A 21,367-nucleotide genomic window follows, 5' to 3' on the forward strand; every position below is an offset into this window, starting at 1 on the left:
TGACAGTCTAGAAAGGACAACACAATGAACCGACGGTTCCGGGAAATCAGGGATCTGCTGCGAGAAGAGCAGGGATCCACCACCGCCGAATTTGCTATGGTCACGCTGGCTGCCGTGGCTTTTGCCGGCTTGCTGATCAGCATCCTGTCCAGCGGCGACGTACGTGGCATGCTGATGGGCCTGATTACTAAAGCGCTGTCGCTGTAGGCCATGAGCTTCAGCGACGAATCGGGTAGCAGTACCGCCGAATTTGCGGTGCTGCTACCCGCGGTTGCCATGATGCTGTCCTTGGGTTTGTGCTTGGGTGTCGTCGGGATCCAGCAGATCCAAGTTCAGCAGGCAGCCGGTGCCATGGCCAGGGAATTGGCCCGCGGCGAGGACGATGCAACCGCTCGCGCCAGCGGCGTGAGGCTGGCAGGAAGCCAAGCCCGTTTCTCGCTCTCAACAGCCAACGGCTACTGGCAGGTTCACGTCAGCAAATCGGTGAGCCTTCCAATCGTTGGCAGCCTTCAAATCCATGGACAAGCCAGTGTGGCCGTCGAATGAAAAAGCGGCGGAGCCTTCGAAGCGAACAGGGTAGCGGAACGGTCATGGCAACAGCGCTCGTGGTTGTTGCACTGCTAATTGCCGGTGCCGTCTTGGCATGGGTTGCAGCAACCCGAGCCGCGATGCAGGCTGCCAGCGCCGCCGATCTGTCGGCGCTGGCTGCTGCGGATACGGCCCGCGGGTTGCGCCCCGGGGACCCCTGCACAGTTGCGGCGTTGTTGGCCGAATCCAACGGTGCACTGCTGGCAGCATGCACGGTGGAACCCGACGGCCAGTCGGTGCGCGTTACGACGAACGTTCCTGTCGGATTCCGTGCCCTGGGCATAGAACTGTATCTGGCCGAAGCCCAGGCACGGGCGGGAGCACCGCCACTGGATGCACCGGGGCGGTGAGCATGGCGGAAGCGGTTAGCGGTGGTGCGCTGGCTCCACGTCGTCAAGCACGGCCGTCAACAGCAAGATCGCTCCAGCCTTGTCCAATGGATTATTGCGGTTACCGCACTTGGGGGACTGCACGCAGCTTGGGCAGCCGTGCTGGCATTCGCAGGCCTCGATGGCATCCCGGGTGGCCCGGATCCAATCGGTGAAGCGCTCGAAACCACGCTCGGCGAATCCAGCACCGCCAGGCTGCGCGTCATAGACGAAAATTGTCGGATGGCCGGTATCCATGTGTAGCGCAGTGGATACTCCGCCGATATCCCAACGGTCGCTGGTAGCAACCAGCGGCAGCAACCCGATCATGGCATGCTCGGCAGCATGCAAGGCTCCGGGGAACTGATCTACCTCCAAACCAGCTCGAAGCAATCGCTGCTCGGTCAGGGTGAACCAAATGGACTTGGTATTCAGATCCCGGGCTTCAAGCTCCAACGGTTCTTCGGACAGCACTTCATTAGAAGCCACCGACTTCCGCTGGAAAGACACGACCTGGGTGGTCACAGTGACTTCACCGAAATGAATCGTCAGTTCTCGGTGGTTACGGCTGCGTTCCTCGGAATCAATGGCAACCGTGGTGAGATCACGCGCCGTGGTGTAGTAATCAGGATTCACCCGAGTCACGATCACCACGTGGTTCTGCTCATCAAGTTCTTCCACATGGTAGCTGGCACCCTGATGGACGTAGATGGCCCCGGGATGCGCCTGATAATGCGTTTGCGGGGAATCCATCGTGCCTAGCAGAGCGCCGGTTTCCGCATCGATGATGTCCACTGGTCCACCGCCATCGGCCCGAATGGAGAACATCCCTGCCGCATGTTGCGGATGCGTCCAGAACCATCCAGCCGGGCGCCGGCGCAAGTAGCCGCGTTGCACCAGCGAATCCAGAAGCTGTTCGGTCTGCGGACCGAAAATTTCCAACTCCTCCGGGCGCAGGGGAGATTCTTGCGCGGCGGCGCAGAGGTGGCCGCTAAGCACATACTTATTCTGCGGATCAAAGACTGTCGCTTCGACACCCAAATCGAAGATGGCTTCGGGATGATGTGCCAGGTAGGTGTCCAACGGATCTTCAGCTGCGACAAAGATCGCCAGCGCATCCTGGCCCGAACGTCCGGCACGGCCGATTTGCTGGAAGAACGATGCGCGGGTGCCTGGCCACCCAGCCACCACTACCGCGTCCAGCCCCGCAATATCGATACCCAGTTCCAGCGCCGAAGTTGAGGTGACACCCAGCAGCTCGCCACTGCGCAATTGCTTTTCCACCTCACGGCGTTCATTAGGCAAGTAGCCCGAGCGGTACGCTGCAAGCCGGACGGATAGATCCGGTGCAAATTTTTCCAGATGCTTGCGGGTGAGCGTTGCGATTGTTTCAGCACCGCGGCGGGACTTGATGAAGACAATGGTTCGAATATGATCAGCCATCAGATCGGTGAGGATCGAAGCGCTCTCGGCGATGGCGGTACGCCGTACCGGCGCACCGTTTTCACCGCGGTGATCACTCATCGGAGGTTCCCACAAGGCCATCACCAGTTCACCGCTGGCGGAGAAATCGTTGGTCACCGCTTGAGCTGGCGCCCCAATGAGACGCCCGAAGGATGCTTCGGGGTCTGAGCTCGTCGCGGACGCACCGATGAAGACCGGGCAGCTGCCGTAATAGGCGCAAATGCGACGCAACCGGCGCATCAGGTTGGCTACGTGTGCGCCAAAGACCCCACGGTAGGAATGGGCCTCGTCGATAATGATGTAGCGAAGGCGCTTGAAGAATCTGGACCAGGCCGGATGGTTGGGCAGGATGCCGCGGTGCAGCATATCTGGGTTGGTGAAGACGAAGTTGGCGTGCTGGCGTACCCAAGCACGGGTGGCCTGGTCGGTATCGCCATCGTAGGGAGCGGCTCGGACCCCGGGAACGCCTAGGGACTCCACAGCGGAAAGCTGGTCGGCTGCCAGTGCTTTGGTTGGGCAGATATAAAGCACCGATGCACCGGCATCAGCATCGTTGAATCCGCTGTCCTTCGCCTGGTACAACTGTTCCAGACTTGGCATCAGGTAGGCCATGGACTTGCCTGAGGCGGTACCGGTGGAAACTATGGTGTGGTGGCCCTCGTGGATGAGGTTGGCTGCTTGGGCCTGGTGCAGCCAAGGCTGCTGGATGCCCAGTCCCTGGAATATCCCAACTAGTTCAGCGCTGAGCCACGCTGGCCATTGGCTGGTGATCTCGTCTTTGGCAGTCCTGGTGCGGCGGTGCACCACAGCATCGGGATCATTGGTCCGGTCATAGGGATCTAAGAGAGAACGCACTGACTTCACGAGGACGCCTTCCGGACCGAGAACTGCTGGAGTTAAAGACTATCGCCGTGCTTGACGCGGAAGCGTCAAGCACGGCGATAAGAGTAATCTTGGAGGCCCTAGGCCTTGAACATGACAACCTTGCCCAGCGAAGTCCAGCCCAGCGAAGCGTAAAGCTGCTGGCCATCGACCGAAGCGATCAACAGGCCTTCATCAACATCGTGTTCTTGAGCCAGCGAAGCCAGCGCACGCATGATCAGGGTACCTAGGCCCTTGCGGCGGAAATCGGCGCCGGTGATGATGCGGTCGAAGATTGCGTATCCGCCAACTGCTGAGACATGGCCGGATGCCGCAACGACTTCCTGGTTGTCCTCGGGATGCAGCGAAACGTAGGCATGAGTGCCATCGCGTTCAATCTGGAAGACGAACCCGTCTGCAGGCAGTGGGACCTCGACGTCGTGCACGGCTAGTTCGGTGACCATCAGTGCTTCGTCATCGGCAGTGACCTGCAGGCCTACTTCAGCCGCAATGGCAACCAGATTCTCGGCGGAGTCGTCGAAAGCCGTCAGCCGACGGTTCGGGTGCTTCGTCAGGGTCTCGGCTACTGCTGCGAGTTCCTCTTTGGAGGGACCATAGATGACGTATTCCCAGTCTTCAGTGGTGTCGTGGCGCAGCGCAGCGTGGACCCGTCCTTCGTTGCGGGTTTCATAACCACGAGCCCCAGCCCAGCCTGCTACCCAGGTGCCAATCAGTTCATCGCTTGCGTTTGATGCCATAATTTGACCCTACCTTGTCTTTCCTAGGAATTAGCTGACATTGAACTAATCGTTGCCTACTTGGAACTATTGCACTGGCCGAGAGCCCGATATTTTCGGGAAAGATCAATGTGACATTGCTCTTTTCCTCGGCGTTTCGCGGCCAAAAGCTACTAACATTGTAGGGTGGCCATTCATCGTATTGTTCTGTATTACGCTTTTACTCCGCTCCCAGACCCGGAGGCAATCCGCCTTTGGCAGCGCTCGCTGCTGGAGCGCTGGGGCTTGCGCGGACGCATCATCATCTCCAAAGACGGCATCAACGGCACCGTTGGTGGCGAGATCTCCGCAGTCAAGGCCTACGTCAAGGCCACGCGAGAACTGCCAGCTTTCAAGAAGATGGATATCAAGTGGTCGGAAGGTTCGGCAGAAGACTTCCCGCGTATCTCCGTCAAGGTTCGCGACGAGATCGTGACCTTCGGCGCTCCTGGCGAACTGGAAGTTGACGAGAACGGTGTTGTCGGTGGTGGCACCCACTTGCGCCCCGAAGAACTTCACGAGCTGGTTGACAACAAGAAGAAGACCGGCGAGAAGGTCCATTTCTTCGATGGCCGCAACGCATTCGAAGCGCAGATCGGCAAGTTCAAGGACGCGATTGTCCCCGAAGTGGACACCACCCGCGATTTCGTTGCCGAGCTGGATTCGGGCAAGTACGACCACCTGAAGGACCAGCCGGTGGTCACCTACTGCACCGGCGGCATTCGCTGCGAAGTGCTTTCGGCTTTGATGGTCAAACGCGGATTCCAAGAGGTGTACCAGATGCAGGGCGGCATCGTCCGCTATGGCGAGAAGTACGGGGATGAAGGCCTATGGGAAGGCTCTCTCTACGTTTTCGATAAGCGCATGCATACCGAATTCTCCGAAGACGCTGTCACCATCGGTGAATGCGTGGGCTGCCAAGGTCCAACCAACAAGTTCGAGAACTGTTCGGACCCGGCCTGCCGCAACCTGCGCCTGTTCTGCGAGGACTGCGCAAAGGACGAAGCACTGCGCCGCTGCCCAGACTGCAGCACCGTAGACGCCTAACTTCAGCTTTCACCAACCGCGGCCTGGACTTTCCATAAGTCCAGGCCGCGTTTTCTATGCGGTCACCTTCGGCCACATTCCGCGCGACGCATCCTTGACGTCGACCTGTTCCACCTCGGTCCGGTAGATTCTCAGCCCTCGCGCCTGGTAGTTCGGTAGCGCCGCCGGTCCGTCCAGTGAGCAGGTATGCAGCCATACCCGGCTGACCTCAGGCAGCTGCGGCCATCGTGAACCCAGGGCCCAGGCCTGTTGCAGTGCTTCGCTGAGCAGCACCCCGCCAAGGCCGCGGCCGGTAGCTTCGGGAAATAAGCCGAAGTAGAAGATCTCGACCTCGCTGCCGGCGTCCGCGACTTCCGTGACGAGCTCCACGTACCCCTGGGGAGCACCGTGCTGGTAGAGCACCCAGGTTTCTGAGCCCGGGCGTCGGAGCACTTCGTCCCACTGGTCTCGGGTCGAACCCAGGCGGTCAGACCAGTTCAATTCGCTGCCCACGCTCTGATACAGAAACCGCGAAAATTCCGGGGTGATCTCCTTGGCCAGCTCGATCCGGGCGTCCTCGGGCAAGGACTTGGCCGAGCGAATGACATCAGCGGAGTCGAGTTGCTGGAGATAGGTCACCGTTACTTGGGTCATGCCCACATCATAGGTCGCCGTAGTTTGCCTGGCCTAGCTATCACCCGTTGAGTTACTCGGTAGACTTGGAGGTGTGAATGCTGCTGAATTTTCTTCCATTGATGACGCTCCCCAGAGCTACAATCAACTGCTCATCGACTCGCTAGCCAAAGACCTCACTGATGTCGGGTACAACTATGAAAATGTTGCGGGGCTGCTTGGTGAGGAAGCTGCGGCAGCATTTGCCCGCGACCAGCTCCACCCTGCCTTGCGAAACCTGGATCGTAGCAGGCCAGATAGCTCGCTTGCCTGTGTGGTTCGCCTCTTCCAAATGGGCCAGACCCAGGAAGACGCGGCCATCAATGCCGCCTTCCCGACATTGAAGACCGACGGATTGCTCAAGCTGGGCCTGATCGAGTCCTGGGCTACCGGTTACCGGGCCAAGATTGCCCTGGCGCTGCATTCCTCCGATGCTGACGGTGAATTGTGGGTGGCCCACGACCTGGGTGCCCACCAGCGTCCCGGCGTGTTGCGCACCGACCATGTGCTGGGCATTGGCCAGGCGTCCCTGACCCTGGCGCAGATCACGATCCGCGAAAAGGTCGAGCGCGCACTGGACTTGGGTACCGGCTGCGGCATCCAGCTGTTCCATCTGCTATCGCACGCGGAGCATGTTACGGCCACAGACCTGTCGGCCCGAGCCCTGGGCTTCACCCGCTTCAACCTGATGCTCAACTACCAGGCCCTGGAGCTGGATCCGGATAACCTCGAATCGCGGGTCACCCTGCTCCAGGGAAGCCTGTTCGATCCGGTGGCTGGATCCACTTTCAACCTGATCGCCAGCAACCCGCCGTTCGTGATTACCCCGCGAAGCAGCAACGAGCGCGCCAAGGACCGGTTCACCTACCGTGATGGCGGGATGGCCGGCGATACGCTGGTGAGCACCTTGATCGAGCAGGCTCCTGGCTTCCTGGCGCCGGGTGGCTGCATGCAAATGCTGTCAAACTGGGAGATTCCTCGCCTAGATGATGAATCCAACCAGCCGTGGGATGCCCGCGTGCGCCAGTGGTTCGGCGACCAGCTGGACGTATGGGTGATCGAGCGCGAGCAAACAACGCCAAGCGGCTACGCCGAGACATGGCTGCGCGACGCTTCCCAGACCGAGGACAGCACTTCATACATCTCCGCCTACAACGCATACCTCGATGACTTCGAGTCCCGCGGCGTGGGTGCCATCGGCTTCGGTCTGGTGTACTTCCGCCGTCCAGCCGCAGGCCATCCGGTACTGCAGCGCTACGAGCAGATCTCGCACCAGGTGGAACAGCCGCTGGCCCCGACCCTGCAGCGGGACATTGCCATGTCCGACCAGCTGGCCGCCGCCAATGAAGGGTTCAAGGATTGGCACCTGCTGGCGGCCGAGGATGTTACTGAGGAGCGCCATCAGCGTCCGGGGGCGGAGCACCCCGGCGTGATCTTGCTGCGGCAGGGGGCAGGGCTGCGCCGTACTGAATTGCTTGATACCGCGCAGGCAGGATTTGTTTCCGCCTGCGATGGTGATTTGTCGGTATCGCAACTAGTCAACGCGTTGGATTCCTTGATTGGAGAAGGGCAAGAAGACTTCGCGGACCTGCTTTATGAAGCAGTGAAGCGACTCTTGCGACATGGCCTGCTTCAGAAAATGTGAAACAAGCGCTAAAGTTTTTCCCTATGACACGGAACACAATTGAGGAACAAGGTGGGGCCGCCTCGCGCGATGAGGCGGAAATCCCACAAGTTGTCTCGATCACTGACCCCCAGGCGATTCGAGCGTTGGCCCATGACGCTCGACTGATCGTCTTGGATGAGCTCTTTGCTTCGCAGACCACCCGCACCGCTACAGAACTTGCATCCTTGTGTGCGCTGACACCTAGCGCCATGAGCTATCACCTCCGGGCCCTGGAGAAGTACGGGTACGTGATTCGTGCTGCCAGCGAAGGAGACGCACGCGAGCGGCGGTGGCGAGCGGCTGGTGAACGGCTAGAGCTGAACACGCAGATCGACTCGGCGAACGCCAAAACTGCGTACTTGAACGTGCAATTGAACGCATTCCGCACCCGGCTCAATGCTGAAGTCCAGCGGCGCGAGGCAGAAGCGAAGACCGGAATCGCTCCGGACCCGGATCGTCCGCCGATGCTGACTAGCGGTTTGGTCTTCCTCTCGGAAGCCAAGCAACGCGAGTTCAACCGCAGAATGCTGGATCTGGTCTACGAATACGAGGCACAGGCAACAGCCGAGGAACGCAGTATTGATTCGCGGCGTATGTTCTACTTAATCTCATTGCTTCCCGAATACCAGAGCATGGGGGAGGCATCATCATAAGTATGCCCGGCTCAGGGAGCGCAGATTCTTCGGTGTAAGATCATCGGGAAATGTGCTTATAGAGTAGGCATGAAGAACGAAGCTGCGATGGCGGATCGATCAGGGCCCGGAAATGGGTGTCCAAGGTCCGTGTTGTCTAAAGGAGTGCTGTGCCCCCCAAGGCCAAGGAAAAGACTGGTAAGAAACTCGTAATCGTGGAGTCTCCTGCCAAGGTGAAGTCGATCGCCAAATATTTGGGTGAAGGCTTTGACGTGGATGCCTCAGTGGGCCATATCCGCGACCTTCCGCAGCCCTCAGAACTGCCAACCGAGCTGAAAAAGACCTCAGTAGGCAAGTTCGCTGTCGATCTGGACAACGACTTTGAGCCTTACTACATGGTCTACCCGGACAAGAAGAAGCGCGTTTCCGAACTGAAGGCGAAGCTCAAAGAAGCTGACGAACTTTACCTCGCAACCGATGCGGACCGCGAAGGCGAAGCCATCGCGTGGCACCTGCTGCAGGTCCTGAAGCCAAAGGTTCCGGTACGCCGCCTGGCATTTACCGAAATCACCAAGGAAGGCATCGCCCGCGCACTGGAAAACATGCGCGAGCTCGATACCGACCTCGTCGACGCCCAGGAAACCCGCCGTGTCCTGGACCGCCTCTATGGTTACGAAATTTCACCGGTGCTCTGGCGCAAGGTGGCTCGCGGGCTGTCCGCAGGCCGCGTGCAGTCCGTGGCAACCCGTTTGGTCGTCGAGCGCGAACGCGAACGCATGGCCTTCATCCCCGCCGGATACTGGGATGTGAAGGGCAACTTCGCCACCAGTGAAGGCGAAGGCTTCGCAGCGAAGCTCTCGGCAGTGGACGGCGCCCGTGTCGCCTCCGGCCGTGACTTCGATGACCGCGGCCAGCTGAAGACCACCCGCAATAAGCTGGCCCACCTGGATCAGGAGTCGGCCCAGTCGCTGGTGGCGAACCTGTCGGACACCGGCTTTGCGGTGACCTCCGTCGAGGACAAGCCGTACACCCGTCGTCCGGCCGCCCCTTTCACCACCTCCACGCTGCAGCAGGAAGCATCCCGCAAGCTGCGCTGGAGCTCCAAGATCACCATGCAGATCGCTCAGCGGCTGTATGAAAACGGCTACATCACCTATATGCGTACCGATTCGGTCTTCCTCTCAGGCGAGGCAGTGAATGCCGCGCGCAAGCAGGCAACCGAACTGTATGGCGCGGATTCCGTTCCAGCCAAGCCGCGCGTCTACAAGGCGAAGAACGATGCCGCGCAGGAAGCCCACGAGGCAATCCGCCCGGCCGGTGACATGTTCCGCCGCCCGAAGGACGTGCGTTCCTCGTTGTCCAAGGACGAGTACGCATTGTACGAGCTGATCTGGAAGCGCACCGTCGCCTCGCAGATGGCCGATGCCAAGGGCTTCACCGCCACCATCAAGCTGCAGGGCACCGCCAGCGATCAGCGCGTGGCCGAGTTCTCGGCCTCCGGCACCGTAATCACCTTCCGCGGTTTCCTTTCCGCCTATGAGGAGGGCAAGGACGAACAGGCCCTGGAAGCCGCGGCAGAGAATGCCGAAGCCCGCCTGCCGCAGCTGGCTGTGGGCCAGCAGCTGGCCGGCGATGAACTGACCGCTCTGGGCCACGAAACCTCCCCGCCGGCTCGTTACACCGAAGCTTCGATCGTGGCCGAGCTGGAAAAGCGCGAGATCGGCCGCCCGTCGACCTACGCGCCAACCATCTCCACGATCATGGACCGCGGCTATGTCACCAAGCGAGGCGGCGCCCTGGTGCCGAGCTGGATCGCCTTCTCGGTGATCCGCTTGCTCGAAGAGCACTTCGCGAAGTACGTGGACTACGATTTCACCGCCCGCCTGGAAGATGATCTCGATGAGATCGCCAAGGGCCATCGTGCCCGCACCGACTGGCTGAACCTGTTCTACTTCGGCAAGGGCGCGGAGACCGAATCCGAAGGCTTGAAGCATGTGGTCGATAACCTCGGCGACATCGACGCCCGTGCGATCAACTCGATCAAGGTCACCGACGACATCACCTTGCGTGTGGGCAAGTTCGGCCCGTACCTGGAACGTGCCATCCCGGAAGGCGCCGAGGAAGGCACCGAGCCGCAGCGCGCCAACGTGCCTGAGGATCTGGCCCCGGATGAGCTGACTGCCGAAAAGGCAGAGGAGCTCTTTGCCAACTCGCAGGTCTCCGAAATGCACTTGGGCATTGATCCGGAAACCGGTCGCCAGATCGTAGCCAAGGATGGCCGCTACGGCGCCTACGTCACCGAGATCATCCCGGAGCCAACCGAAGAAGAATTGGCGGCCCAGCCGGTCGAGTACTACAAGAATGGCAAGCCGAAGCCGCCGAAGAAGCCAACCAAGGTCAAGCCGCGCACCGCGTCGCTGTTCAAGTCCATGACTGTCGAATCAGTGACCTTGGAAGATGCCCTGAAGCTGATGAGCCTGCCTCGTGTACTGGGTGCTGACGCTGACGGCGAAGAGATCACCGTGCAGAACGGCCGCTTCGGTCCGTACCTGAAGAAGGGCAGCGATTCGCGCTCGATCGAGAGCGAAGAGCAGATCTTCACGATCACCTTGGACGAAGCGCTGGCGATCTACGCGCAGCCGAAGCAGCGTGGCCGTCGTGCCGCGGTACCGCCATTGGCCGAGTTCGGAGTGGACCCGACCAGCGAGAAGAACATCGTGGTCAAGGATGGCCGCTTCGGTCCATACATCACCGACGGCGTCACCAACATCACCGTTCCGCGCACTACCTCCCTGGAGGAACTGACACGCGAGCAGGCTATCGAGCTGCTGGCCGACAAACGTGCCCGCGGACCGGTGAAGCGCACGGCAAAGAAGGCGCCGGCCAAGAAGCCAGCAGCCAAGAAGACCCCGGCGAAGAAGGCTACGGCCAAGAAGACGACCGCGAAAAAGACTGACTAGTCTTTCTTGCCAGGCCTAACGAGGAGCGCACCATGAGACTCGGTGTATTGGATATCGGTTCGAATACCGTTCACCTGTTGCTCGTCGATGCATATCCGGGAGCCCGCCCGGTTCCCTATGCCTCGCACAAGCGACCCTTGTCCTTGGTGCGCTACCTCAATGAGTATGGCGCCATAACTGAAGAGGGCCAGCGCGAGCTGATCTCCTTCATCAAGGAAGCCGCCAAGTTCGCCGAAAACCACCAGGTTGAGGACTTCATGGCTTTCTGCACTTCAGCGATACGCGAATCCTCCAACGGTGCTGCCGTCCTGGAACGCGTCGAAGTCGAGACGGGCGTGAGCTTGATGGAACTGACCGGCGAAGAAGAAGCCGGCATGACCTTCTACTCCGTACGCCGTTGGTTTGGCTGGTCTTCGGAATCCATCCTGAACCTGGATATGGGCGGAGGCTCGCTGGAGCTGGCCTTGGGCGTTGACGAGTTCCCGCAAACAGCCTTCTCCGTGCCCCTGGGCGCCGGCCGTCTGACCCGCGAATGGCTTCCTAACGACCTGCCGTCCATTAAGGAAGTCAAGGAACTGCGTACGTACGTGCGCGACGTTCTCACGGACCCGACTACCGAGCTGCGCCAGTATGGCAAGCCCACCTTGGCCACCGCTACTTCCAAGACTTTCCGCTCGCTGGCTCGCATCACCGGAGCCGCGCCGAGCACGGAAGGCCCCTATGTTAAGCGCGTGCTCAATCGTGACGCATTGAAATTGTGGACCAACCGATTGACCGCGATGAGCTGGGCTGAACGGGCAGAACTGCCCGGTGTCTCGGAGATTCGCGCCCCGCAACTGCTTGCCGGGGCGATTGTCGCTCACGAAGCGATGAATGCCTTGAAACTGAAATCTGTGCGGATTTGCCCTTGGGCGATTCGTGAAGGCTTGATGCTGCGACGTTTTGATCACGTGATGTTTGACTCTGCGACACCGCTCAGTAGTAGCGTTGGAGTTGGGGAAGTAGCTCTGGATAACGAGAAGTACAAATTTCTCGCCAAACCCAGCAGCTAACCTTCTTGGCTAAGCGGTGCCCGCACAGTGGACACGGTAACAGGAGGCAAGAGCATGGAAGACCAGAAGAGCACAATGAAGGTGCCAGTCACCCTCTCTAGCGCGTCAGTTTATCCGCTGACCGTCCATGACGCCTTCGCGATGGCCAAGGACGTGGGATACGACGGGCTGGAAGTGCTGATTACCGGCAACGCAGCCAGCCAATCTGCGACCGCGCTCAAAGCCTTGATGGACAAGTACCAACTGCCGATCATGGCCATCCACGCACCGACACTGCTGCTCACCCAGCAGGTGTGGGGCTCTGCTTGGGCCAAGATCGAACGTTCGGTCATCCTGGCCCAAGCGGTCGGCGCAAATGTGGTTGTCGCCCATCCGCCATTCAGGTGGCAGGGCGCCTACGCCGAAGAATTCGCCGAAGGCGTGCAGCGATTGGTTGAGACCACGGGGATGAAAATCGCCGTGGAAAACATGTACCCATGGCGTGCCCGGGGCCGTGAAGCGAAAATGTACCTTCCGCACTGGAACCCAGTCCCGCAGCACTACCAGCATGTGACCTGGGATTTCTCCCATGCGGCGATTGCCAATATGGATTCGCGCCAAGCCGTCGAGGACCTGGGCCAGCGACTGGCGCACGTTCATCTGTGCGATGGTTTGGATAACGGCAAAGACGAGCACCTTGTGCCAGGCCTGGGCACCCAACCGGTGGCCGAAACGCTGCAATATCTGCGTGATGCCAATTGGAGCGGAACCGTAGCGGTCGAGGTCTCCACACGCAAAGCTCGCAACACCGGGCAAAAAGAAGAATGGCTGGGAAAGACCCTAGAATTTGCCCGCCAGCACTTAACAGTCGGCAGCGACCCCAAGCCAATGACACAATAGCCATATGAGTGAAGCAACAAAGAATCTGTCCCTGTCCTTCCTCGGCGCCGGCTCCATGAACGGCGCCATCCTGCGTGGCATCATCGCCTCGGGCCATGACCCGCAGCTCATCACCGCTACCGTGCGAAGCGATAACCGCGTAGCGGAACTGCGCGAATTGGGCATCAACGTCTTGGTCAGCGAGGAAGATCCCGAAGCCAACCGCCGGGCTGCCGCCAGCGCAGACATTATCTTCCTGGGCGTGAAGCCGGTAGGCATCACCGAACTGTGCGAGGAGATTTCCGGATCGCTGGACGCGCAGAAGGTCGTTGTTTCCGTAGCCGCCGCTATCACCCTGAGCAGCATGCAGTCTCATCTGCCAGCTGGCCAGCCGGTCATCCGTTCCATGCCGAACACCCCTTTGATGGTCGGTGCCGGCGTGGTGGGAATCAGCCCGGCGGCAAGCGTGAGCGACGAGCAGACCAAGTTGGTCACCGATCTGCTCTCCGGATCCGGCGACGTGCACGTCATCGACGAAGAGCAGCAAAATGCGCTCTCGGCAATTTCCGGGTCCGGTCCGGCCTATGCTTTCTACCTGGCTGAGGCCATGGCCAATGCCGGTGTGGCCATGGGCTTGGATGAAGAGCTTTCAATCGCGCTGGCACGTGCCACTGTGGCCGGTGCCGGCAAGATGCTCTCGAACCCTGACGCGGATCCCGCGACCCTGCGCAAGGCAGTAACCAGCCCGAAGGGCACCACCGAGCAGGCTATCGCCACCTTCGATGAGCAGGGAATTCCAAAGATTATTGCTGCGGGCACGCAAGCGGCAGCCGCCCGTGCAGCGCAGCTGAGTGAAGAGCTCGGCTAGGAACGAGCATTCAATACGGCGGTGGCCGGCAACCAATTGGTTGCCGGCCACCGCCGTATTCCCGATCCTCGTGCCCTACGGGCGTGCTGCGAAACGCTCGAGCAGGTCCACGTGCCCCGAGACGATCAGGACATCTCGGCGAGTCACCATGGTATCCGGCATGGCGTAGGTGAAATCCTCGCCCGGGGACTTCACACCAACGATCGTCACCCCGTACTTGGAGCGGACTTGGGACTGGGCCAAGGTGAAGCCCTGGGTCTCCTTCGGAGGGTACATCTTCACGATGGCGAAGCCGTCATCGAATTCAATGAAGTCGAGCATGCGGCCACCGACCAGGTGCGCGGCACGCACACCGGCATCGGCTTCCGGGTAGATGACGTGGTTGGCACCAATGCGGGTAAGAATCTTGCCATGGGAGGGCGTAATGGCCTTGACCCACAGATGCTCAATGCCCAGATCCACCAGGTTCACGGTGATCAGCACGGATGATTCGATGGAGGTACCCACGCCCACGACGGCCGAGGAGAATTCCTGGGCGCCGAGCTGGCGCAGGGCGTCAATATTGGTCGCGTCGGCCGCGACCACGTGGGTCAAGGTGCTGGCCCACTGCTGAACGAGCTCCGGGCTGCGCTCAATGGCCAGCACTTCGCGCCCCTGCTTGACCAGCGTTTCAGCGACAGATGCACCGAAGCGGCCCAGGCCGATAACCAGCACCGGGGCATTGTGGTCTATGTTCTTGTCAGCCAATGAGCGGCCTTTCTTCTGGGAGTCTGAACAGCGTATTGCGGTGGCGCATGGTCAACGCGCTGGCGAGCGTAATACTGCCGATGCGTCCGGCAAACATCAACGCGCTGAGCACATACTTGCCGGCCGGAGGCACTTCTTGCGAAACCCCGCTACTCAGGCCCACGGTAGCAAAGGCCGAGATCGACTCGAACAGGGCTCGCGAGAAGCCCACCGATTCGTCGATGGTCACGAGTGCGCCGGTAGCGACCATCACCAGCGAAGCACCCATGGCGACCACGGAGATGGCCACGCGCATGGTGCCTTGCGGAATCTGCCGGCCAAAGGCCTTCGCGTCAGTATCGCCACGGACCTCGGCCAAGATCGCCAAGAACATCACGGCAATGGTGGTGACCTTGATGCCGCCAGCAGTAGAAGCTGAACCGCCACCGGCGAACATCAATGCGTCGGTCAACAAGATGGTCACCTGGTGGATGTCGTTCTGATCCACCAGGTTGAAGCCGCCAGAACGGGTCATGGTGGAGGCGAAGAAGCCATGAATGAGCTTGTCGCTGATGGATAAGCCACCGATGGTCTTGGGATTGGCCCATTCGAAAATCAGCCACAGGAAGGATCCGGCAAAGAGCAGGATGGTGGTGGTGAGCATGGTCAGCTTGGTGTGCAGGTTCCACTTCTTCATATTGAACTTGTGCGCCAGCAGCACCATGATCACCGGGAAACCCAAGGAACCGGTGAACACGCCGGCCATCAATGGGCCCAGGATCCACAGGTCGGTTTCGTAGGGAACCAATCCGTCGGAGTGCGGGGTGAAGCCTGCATTGTTGAAAGCCGAGACGGCATAGAAGATTCCATGCCAGATGGCGGACAGGACGCTTTCACCCAGAATGTAGAAGCGCGGGATCAGAAAGAGCGCGATGACCGCCTGCAGGCTGATCGCTGTGAGGATCACGATGCGCAGCAATGAGCTTACTTCACCCAGCGCTGAGGCTCCAGAACTGTTCATCGAATTCTGCGCCATCAGCTTGGCTCGCACGCCCAGCTTGCGGGATACCGCCAGGGACATGATGGAGGCCAGGGTCAAAATGCCCAGGCCGCCCATGAACGTTGCGACCAGCATGATCAGCTGACCGGCGAATGACCAGTGCACAGCGGTGGAGACGGTCGTTAGGCCAGTAACGCAAACTGCCGACACAGCGGTGAATAATGCGTCATGCAGCGCGGTGGCTTCCCCTGTGGCCGAGGAAAACGGCGCCGCGAGCAGGGAGGTGAACAACGTGATAGCCAGCAAGAAGGCGCCAAGAGTCAAGCGCGCGGGGGAGCGCACGGTGAAGTCCGCAACTGCGATGCGAACGGTCAGCCATTTCTTGCGTCGCTGTTCGCGCATTTCAGCTGCCCGGGCGCTGGGGCCCGATGCACTGGCTGTGCTCATTTATTACTCGCCGTTTCCTGGGGAACAGTTCTTTGCCATGAGGATTTGAAGTCCTTCTAGTAATTTACGCGTTTCCACCGCTAAACGCTTGTGTTGCCCGGCTAAAGACCCGACAAGCCGCGCAAACTGCCATGAATTCATGAGTTGGGTCACTATCGGGTAGCCTGAAATCGTGTTAGATCCGCAGCATGCCCCACGGCCCACCATGGTGATGTGGGATGAAGAGTATCTGAAGTACAAATTCAGCGACTGGCATCCCATGCACCCTTCACGGCTAGAACTGACCTATCGACTCAGCGATGAGCTGGATATCTTCGATGCGCCGAACGTCACGATACAGGCTCCGGATATTGCCGACGATGCGGTCATCGGCTCCGTCCATGACCAGAGCTATATCGATCAGGTGCGGCGGGTGAGCCAGGATCCAACACTCGTTGCCGAAGAATTCGGCTTGGGCACCGAAGACGACCCGGTATTCGCCGGGATGCATGAAGCCGCCGGGCGCATTGTTGGCGGTTCGGTAGCAGCGGCCCAAGCCATCATGGACCAAGAGGTGGTCCGTGCGGTGAACTTCGCCGGCGGCATGCACCACGCCGCGAAAAGCAAGGCCAGCGGTTTCTGCATCTACAATGACGCTGCTGCCGCGATCCATCGCATGCTGGAACAGGGTGCCCAACGCGTGGTCTACATCGATGTGGACGCGCATCACGGGGATGGCACCGAGTCGATCTTCTGGGATGACGAACGCGTGCTGACCATTTCCATCCATGAATCCGGGCTGTCACTGTTCCCCGGTACGGGATTCGCCAATGAAATTGGCGGCAAGAACGCCGAAGGCAGCGCAGTAAATGTTGCTCTGCCGGCAATGACCGGGGACTCCGGGTGGATGCGTGCCTTCCATGCGATCGTTCCGCAGCTGGTACGCGCCTTCAAGCCCGAAATCATCGTCTCCCAGCACGGTTGCGATGCGCACCGTGATGATGACATGACCAACTTGAAGCTGTCTGTTGATGCGCAACGCCAGGCGGCCCTGGACATATCCCAGTTGGCAGATGAGCTGTGCGAAGGCCGGTGGCTGGCTACCGGAGGCGGGGGATACAACGTCACCGCCGTCGTGCCGCGTACCTGGACCCATCTGACGGCGATTGTTGCCGGCAAGCCGGTGCCGTTGCGTACCTATGTTCCCGAGACCTTCCGCCGCTACGTTCTGGAAAGGTACGGCCGTGCCATGCCTTACCTCATGGGCGATGACGCCCAGCTGTGGTGGCGCAATTGGGAAGTCGGCTATGATCCGGCCGATCCGGTAGACCGAACCATCATTGCTACACGCAAGGAGATATTCCCGCTTTTCGGGCTCGATCCATGGTTCGACTAGCCTCGCATGGCTGCGGCCAACGGAGACAGAGGCGAGACCTCACAGCATTTTAGGCATGGAAATCGATTGCCAACCGTTCATATGCCGTTAGGGTTATGTGTGTGGCAATTGATGAAGTGTTTTCGGCGTTGGCTGAACCAACCCGACGAAAGATAATAGAAGCGCTCAAGAACGAGCCGAAAGCAGTGGGCACTCTGGTCACTGAACTGGAGATCTCGCAGCCGACTGTTTCCAAGCACTTGAAGGTGCTGCGCGAAGCTGAACTCGTGAGCATGGCCGCTGCCGGGCAGCGGCGCATCTACAGCATTGATACCTCAGCGCTGGAAGATCTCGTGCGCTGGTGCGCCGATTTGGTACCTGCCCAACCGGAGGGCCAGGAGCTGGCAACCACGCAGGCCGAAGCCGAGGGGCAGCTGGCAGCGGTATCGAATCCAACGGCTCAGCAGATCGGGCGGCGCGTTGGCCAAGGCCTGGAACAAGTTACTGGACGTGCGCAAGAGTTTTTCGAGAAACTTCCGCGGTTCGGGCGTCGGCGCTAGCTCTTGTCCAGTCTTCGGCGCTGCAACCGTGCAATATGGTCAATCTTTTAAGTTACGCGCGCAATCCTGTTTTATAACATGAAAATTTTGTTCAGAATGCCCAGCATGGCATTCTCGTGTGCGGGGCAGTGACGCCGGCAATGAGGCCCCTTGTGCGCCTGTGCCTGCCCCAAGTGATGAGGAGAAAAACTTGGATAAGCACTTAGCGACGATTCGCGACGAAGTCTTCCGCCGCAATCCCGGCGAAGCAGAATTCCACCAGGCCGTCACGGAAGTATTCGACAGCCTTGAAGCTGTATCGGTCAAGCATCCTGAATACGCCGAAGCCGCAATCCTGCAGCGTTTGTGCGAACCTGAACGCCAGATCATCTTCCGAGTGCCATGGGTTGACGACGAAGGCCGCGTGCAGATCAACCGCGGCTTCCGCGTTGAATTCAACTCGGCTCTGGGCCCATACAAGGGCGGTCTGCGTTTCCACCCATCGGTTTACCTTGGCATCGTCAAGTTCCTGGGCTTCGAACAGATCTTCAAGAACTCCCTGACCGGCATGCCCATCGGCGGCGGCAAGGGCGGCTCGGACTTCGACCCGCGCGGCAAGTCCGATGGCGAAGTCATGCGCTTCTGCCAGTCCTTCATGACTGAGCTCTACCGCCACATTGGCGAATACACCGACGTGCCAGCCGGCGATATCGGCGTTGGCGGCCGCGAAATCGGTTACCTCTTCGGCCAGTACAAGCGCATCACCAACCGCTACGAGTCCGGTGTGCTGACGGGCAAGGGCTTGAGCTGGGGCGGTTCCCTGGTTCGCCCGGAAGCCACCGGCTACGGCGCAGTGATCTTCACTGAAGAAATGCTCAAGACCCGCGGCCAGACTTTCGATGGCCAGCGCGTGGTCGTTTCCGGTTCGGGCAACGTGGCAATCCACGCCATCGAGAAGGCGCAGGCACTGGGAGCGAAGGTCGTTACGGCTTCCGACTCGGCCGGCTTCATCGTTGACGAGGGCGGCATCGACCTGGATCTGCTGCGTCAGATCAAGGAAGTTGAGCGCGGCCGCATCTCCGAGTATGCCGAACGCCGTGGCACCAAGAAGGTGAAGTACGTTGCCGGTGGCAGCGTCTGGGACGTTGCAGGCACCGTGGCGCTGCCCTGCGCAACCCAGAACGAATTGGGCGCTGAGGCCGCAAAGAAGATGGTTGCTGCTGGCACCATCGCAGTGGCCGAAGGCGCCAACATGCCTACTACCGCTGAAGCGACCTCGATCTTCCAGGATGCAGGGGTGCTCTTCGGCCCGGGCAAGGCAGCCAACGCTGGTGGTGTTGCTACCTCCGCTCTGGAGATGCAGCAGAACGCCAGCCGCGATGCATGGAGCTTCGAGCACACCGAGCGTCGCCTGACTGAGATCATGGTCGGCATCCACACCAGCTGTGCTGCTACTGCAGACGAGTACGGCATGCCGGGGAACTACGTCGCCGGCGCCAACATCGCGGGCTTCGTGAAGGTCGCAGACGCAATGCTCGCACAGGGCGTCATCTAATAATCTGCAGCGCTGCAATCCGCGTGAATTCATTGGGGACCCGGTGAAATCACGCGGATTGTCTCGTTCAGGCATCAAAAAATGTGATTCAGATGGTCACGTGTGTGTTTCGTGATGCAAAAGTTACAAAAGTGCGATTAGACTAGTACAAAGCGAACGTGAACCTGAACCGCCGATGTTGATCCAAAGTCGTGTAAGTTCATCTTCGCTAAATTAACGCGACGAATAAGAGATCAGCGTCAGGAGAATATCCCGCATGACGGATAAACAGAATTTTGCCGGAGCCCGTTTCATGACTGTGGCCGAAGTGGCCGACATGATGCGCGTTTCCAAAATGACCGTTTATCGGCTGATCCACGCCGGTGATTTGCCTGCTGTTCAGTTCGGTCGCTCCTATCGCGTTCCGGAAAACGCCGTGGAATCATATCTGAATGCCGCGGCCATTGATCCGCAGCACGGTACCGGTTCTTACGGTCGATAGTCCGCGCGATGGTCAGAGCATGACCGAAAAGCGGGTAATCTGTTAAGGAACGTTTAACGTCCGGTCAACCTTGTCCTTGGGCTCGCGCGCAAGCAGGCATTTGGGGTTGACGCATTTATTTAGTTTGTGAGGAACCACTATGGGCTCTGTTATCAAGAAGCGCCGCAAGCGTATGTCGAAGAAGAAGCACCGCAAATTGCTTCGTAAGACCCGCCACCAGCGTCGTAATAAGAAGTAAATCTACTTCTGAGCATTTGCCGCTTGGCAATCATCGCCACCGCTTCACAGTGAAACTGTTGAACGGTGGCGATTGCTTTATCCAAAGCCGCCCAGCGCCGGCCTAAGAGCCGGAACGGCGCAGAATGGACCGTCGCGCCGCCCAGAGCGCACCAAGCACTCCAGCGGCCTTCAGGCCTAGTTTGGCAGCTCGCTGGCCGGTGCGGAAATCGTAGACCTGCCAGCCGCGGCGCTTGGCGTAGGCGCGAAGCCGCGCATCGGGATTGATGCATACGGGGTGTCCCACAGCTTCAAGCAAGGGAACATCATTGTAGGAATCCGAGTATGCCCATGATTTCGACAGCGAGATGCCGCGAGCCTTCGCCAGGGTGCGCACCGCTTGCGCTTTTTCCGCAGCGTGCAGGATCGGGCTGGCCAGCGCTCCGGTGTAGAAACCGTCTTCGCTGGCCACTACAGTGCCCAATGCACCGGTAAGTTCGAGACGTTGCGAGATGACATTCGCCACTTCCAGGGGAGTGGCAGTGACTAGCCAGACTTCACGGCCCACCGTCCGATGCTGGCGAGCAATGGCTACCGTACCGGTCCATAGCTTGGGTTCGATGTATTCGTCATAGATCTCGTTGCCGATCTTCTCGATCTCGGACACCGGGATCCCTCGGACCATCATCAACGCACGGTCGCGAATCTGGTGAATGTCCCCTAGGTGCTCACCGCGCGCGGCGAAGCGCAACTGCTTGAGCGCGAACCAGAGGATTTCGCGGAATTGGAAGAAGCGGCGCTCATGCAGTTTCCGGGCCAGCAGATACAGCGATGCACCGCGCACAAGGGTGTTATCTACATCGAAGAAAGCGGCGACCGTGTCCGGAGCCAGGGCGGAATTCGGGCTGGGGTGATGATCGATGGAAGACATTTGATCCAGTTTATTTCATTGCCAAGTTTAAGGGCGGTTACGGCTCGTGAGATTATAGGCAGGTGAGTACTTTGAATCAGATCCAGCTGTTGGTTCGAGAAGGCTGCCACCTGTGCCAGGCCGCACGCGCAACCGTGGCCGAGGTGACTGGCCGGTTGAATATGGAGTTTTCCGAACTGGATATTGACCAGCACCCTGAATTGCTGGCCAAGCACCACGAGGAAGTGCCGGTTCTGCTGATCAACGGAGAAGTCCGCGACTTCTGGCACATCGACGCACAGCGTCTGGAACGACTACTGAGCAGCTAGCCGCTGCCGAATAAATGAA

General features: G+C 59.5%; 22 protein-coding genes. 16 read left to right on the forward strand and 6 right to left on the reverse strand.

Going from position 1 to position 21,367, the window contains the following annotated elements; genetic code table 11:
- Nucleotides 1-24: 24 nt before the first annotated feature.
- Genes AC1Z36_RS07485 through AC1Z36_RS07495 form a run of 3 tightly spaced genes read left to right on the forward strand, consistent with a single transcriptional unit; the run spans nucleotide 25 to nucleotide 938 of the window.
- A complete protein-coding gene (locus AC1Z36_RS07485; RefSeq protein ID WP_105656970.1) occupies nucleotides 25-207 on the forward strand; it encodes a DUF4244 domain-containing protein in 183 nt (60 codons plus the stop codon).
- Between the two features lie 3 nt (nucleotides 208-210).
- A complete protein-coding gene (locus AC1Z36_RS07490) occupies nucleotides 211-546 on the forward strand; it encodes a TadE family type IV pilus minor pilin (RefSeq protein ID WP_105656969.1) in 336 nt (111 codons plus the stop codon).
- Nucleotides 543-938 (forward strand): Rv3654c family TadE-like protein, encoded by a 396-nt coding sequence (locus AC1Z36_RS07495; RefSeq protein ID WP_133833578.1) that lies wholly within the window; start codon nucleotides 543-545, stop codon nucleotides 936-938. Before AC1Z36_RS07490 ends, AC1Z36_RS07495 begins: the two co-directional genes overlap by 4 nt.
- Before the next feature lie 15 nt (nucleotides 939-953).
- On the opposite strand, the gene AC1Z36_RS07500 is transcribed toward AC1Z36_RS07495, so the two are convergent.
- Together AC1Z36_RS07500 and AC1Z36_RS07505 are read right to left on the reverse strand one after the other, a co-directional pair.
- Nucleotides 954-3,284, reverse strand: a complete 2,331-nt coding sequence (locus AC1Z36_RS07500) for a DEAD/DEAH box helicase (protein ID WP_133833579.1) — start codon at nucleotides 3,282-3,284, stop codon at nucleotides 954-956.
- A gap of 98 nt (nucleotides 3,285-3,382) precedes the next feature.
- A complete protein-coding gene (locus AC1Z36_RS07505) occupies nucleotides 3,383-4,039 on the reverse strand; it encodes a GNAT family N-acetyltransferase (RefSeq protein WP_105656966.1) in 657 nt (218 codons plus the stop codon).
- A gap of 165 nt (nucleotides 4,040-4,204) precedes the next feature.
- On the opposite strand from AC1Z36_RS07505, the gene trhO reads away from it, so the two are divergent.
- Nucleotides 4,205-5,104 carry an oxygen-dependent tRNA uridine(34) hydroxylase TrhO gene (trhO, locus tag AC1Z36_RS07510; protein ID WP_105656965.1) on the forward strand — a complete coding sequence of 300 codons (900 nt, stop codon included), beginning with the start codon at nucleotides 4,205-4,207 and terminating at the stop codon, nucleotides 5,102-5,104.
- A gap of 54 nt (nucleotides 5,105-5,158) precedes the next feature.
- On the opposite strand, the gene AC1Z36_RS07515 is transcribed toward trhO, so the two are convergent.
- Complete coding sequence (locus AC1Z36_RS07515; RefSeq protein WP_105656964.1) at nucleotides 5,159-5,737, reverse strand: GNAT family N-acetyltransferase; 579 nt, start codon at nucleotides 5,735-5,737, stop codon at nucleotides 5,159-5,161.
- 73 nt (nucleotides 5,738-5,810) lie between these two features.
- Between AC1Z36_RS07515 and AC1Z36_RS07520 the strand changes: the two genes are divergently transcribed.
- The 6 genes from AC1Z36_RS07520 to proC all read left to right on the forward strand — a co-directional run bounded on the left by AC1Z36_RS07520 (nucleotide 5,811) and on the right by proC (nucleotide 13,791).
- On the forward strand, nucleotides 5,811-7,400 hold the full coding sequence (locus AC1Z36_RS07520; RefSeq protein WP_483561896.1) for a DUF7059 domain-containing protein: 1,590 nt from the start codon (nucleotides 5,811-5,813) through the stop codon (nucleotides 7,398-7,400).
- 23 nt (nucleotides 7,401-7,423) lie between these two features.
- Complete coding sequence (locus AC1Z36_RS07525; RefSeq protein WP_105657083.1) at nucleotides 7,424-8,074, forward strand: ArsR/SmtB family transcription factor; 651 nt, start codon at nucleotides 7,424-7,426, stop codon at nucleotides 8,072-8,074.
- Between the two features lie 149 nt (nucleotides 8,075-8,223).
- Entirely contained in the window at nucleotides 8,224-11,013 is a 2,790-nt protein-coding gene (gene topA, locus AC1Z36_RS07530; RefSeq protein ID WP_105656962.1) for a type I DNA topoisomerase, read from the forward strand.
- 32 nt (nucleotides 11,014-11,045) lie between these two features.
- Nucleotides 11,046-12,065, forward strand: coding sequence for a Ppx/GppA family phosphatase (locus AC1Z36_RS07535; RefSeq protein WP_105656961.1), 1,020 nt, complete (start codon nucleotides 11,046-11,048; stop codon nucleotides 12,063-12,065).
- 54 nt (nucleotides 12,066-12,119) lie between these two features.
- Nucleotides 12,120-12,944 carry a sugar phosphate isomerase/epimerase family protein gene (locus tag AC1Z36_RS07540; protein WP_105656960.1) on the forward strand — a complete coding sequence of 275 codons (825 nt, stop codon included), beginning with the start codon at nucleotides 12,120-12,122 and terminating at the stop codon, nucleotides 12,942-12,944.
- Nucleotides 12,945-12,948: 4 nt separating this feature from the next.
- Nucleotides 12,949-13,791: a pyrroline-5-carboxylate reductase gene (proC, locus tag AC1Z36_RS07545; protein ID WP_426733754.1), complete on the forward strand. Its 843-nt coding sequence runs from the start codon at nucleotides 12,949-12,951 to the stop codon at nucleotides 13,789-13,791.
- A gap of 75 nt (nucleotides 13,792-13,866) precedes the next feature.
- Here proC and AC1Z36_RS07550 read toward each other — a convergent pair whose 3' ends face one another.
- Together AC1Z36_RS07550 and AC1Z36_RS07555 are read right to left on the reverse strand one after the other, a co-directional pair.
- Nucleotides 13,867-14,505 (reverse strand): potassium channel family protein, encoded by a 639-nt coding sequence (locus tag AC1Z36_RS07550; RefSeq protein WP_105657082.1) that lies wholly within the window; start codon nucleotides 14,503-14,505, stop codon nucleotides 13,867-13,869.
- A gap of 25 nt (nucleotides 14,506-14,530) precedes the next feature.
- Complete coding sequence (locus AC1Z36_RS07555) at nucleotides 14,531-15,964, reverse strand: TrkH family potassium uptake protein (RefSeq protein WP_105656958.1); 1,434 nt, start codon at nucleotides 15,962-15,964, stop codon at nucleotides 14,531-14,533.
- Nucleotides 15,965-16,169: 205 nt separating this feature from the next.
- Here AC1Z36_RS07555 and AC1Z36_RS07560 point away from each other — a divergent pair, with 205 nt between their 5' ends.
- From AC1Z36_RS07560 to AC1Z36_RS07580, 5 genes are all read left to right on the forward strand, one after another.
- On the forward strand, nucleotides 16,170-17,339 hold the full coding sequence (locus tag AC1Z36_RS07560; RefSeq protein ID WP_181148815.1) for an acetoin utilization protein AcuC: 1,170 nt from the start codon (nucleotides 16,170-16,172) through the stop codon (nucleotides 17,337-17,339).
- A gap of 95 nt (nucleotides 17,340-17,434) precedes the next feature.
- Nucleotides 17,435-17,878 carry an ArsR/SmtB family transcription factor gene (locus AC1Z36_RS07565; protein ID WP_353615988.1) on the forward strand — a complete coding sequence of 148 codons (444 nt, stop codon included), beginning with the start codon at nucleotides 17,435-17,437 and terminating at the stop codon, nucleotides 17,876-17,878.
- A gap of 190 nt (nucleotides 17,879-18,068) precedes the next feature.
- Complete coding sequence (gene gdhA, locus AC1Z36_RS07570) at nucleotides 18,069-19,412, forward strand: NADP-specific glutamate dehydrogenase (protein WP_105656957.1); 1,344 nt, start codon at nucleotides 18,069-18,071, stop codon at nucleotides 19,410-19,412.
- A gap of 256 nt (nucleotides 19,413-19,668) precedes the next feature.
- A complete protein-coding gene (locus AC1Z36_RS07575; RefSeq protein ID WP_013349804.1) occupies nucleotides 19,669-19,893 on the forward strand; it encodes a helix-turn-helix domain-containing protein in 225 nt (74 codons plus the stop codon).
- Between the two features lie 139 nt (nucleotides 19,894-20,032).
- Nucleotides 20,033-20,131, forward strand: coding sequence for a 30S ribosomal protein bS22 (locus AC1Z36_RS07580; protein WP_005504750.1), 99 nt, complete (start codon nucleotides 20,033-20,035; stop codon nucleotides 20,129-20,131).
- 102 nt (nucleotides 20,132-20,233) lie between these two features.
- Here the strand turns inward: AC1Z36_RS07580 and AC1Z36_RS07585 are convergent, their stop codons facing one another.
- Entirely contained in the window at nucleotides 20,234-21,040 is an 807-nt protein-coding gene (locus AC1Z36_RS07585; protein WP_105656956.1) for an HAD family hydrolase, read from the reverse strand.
- Nucleotides 21,041-21,102: 62 nt separating this feature from the next.
- Between AC1Z36_RS07585 and AC1Z36_RS07590 the strand changes: the two genes are divergently transcribed.
- Complete coding sequence (locus AC1Z36_RS07590; RefSeq protein WP_332485935.1) at nucleotides 21,103-21,348, forward strand: glutaredoxin family protein; 246 nt, start codon at nucleotides 21,103-21,105, stop codon at nucleotides 21,346-21,348.
- Nucleotides 21,349-21,367: the final 19 nt, after the last annotated feature.

The sequence above is a fragment of the Glutamicibacter sp. BS14 genome (assembly GCF_056934375.1).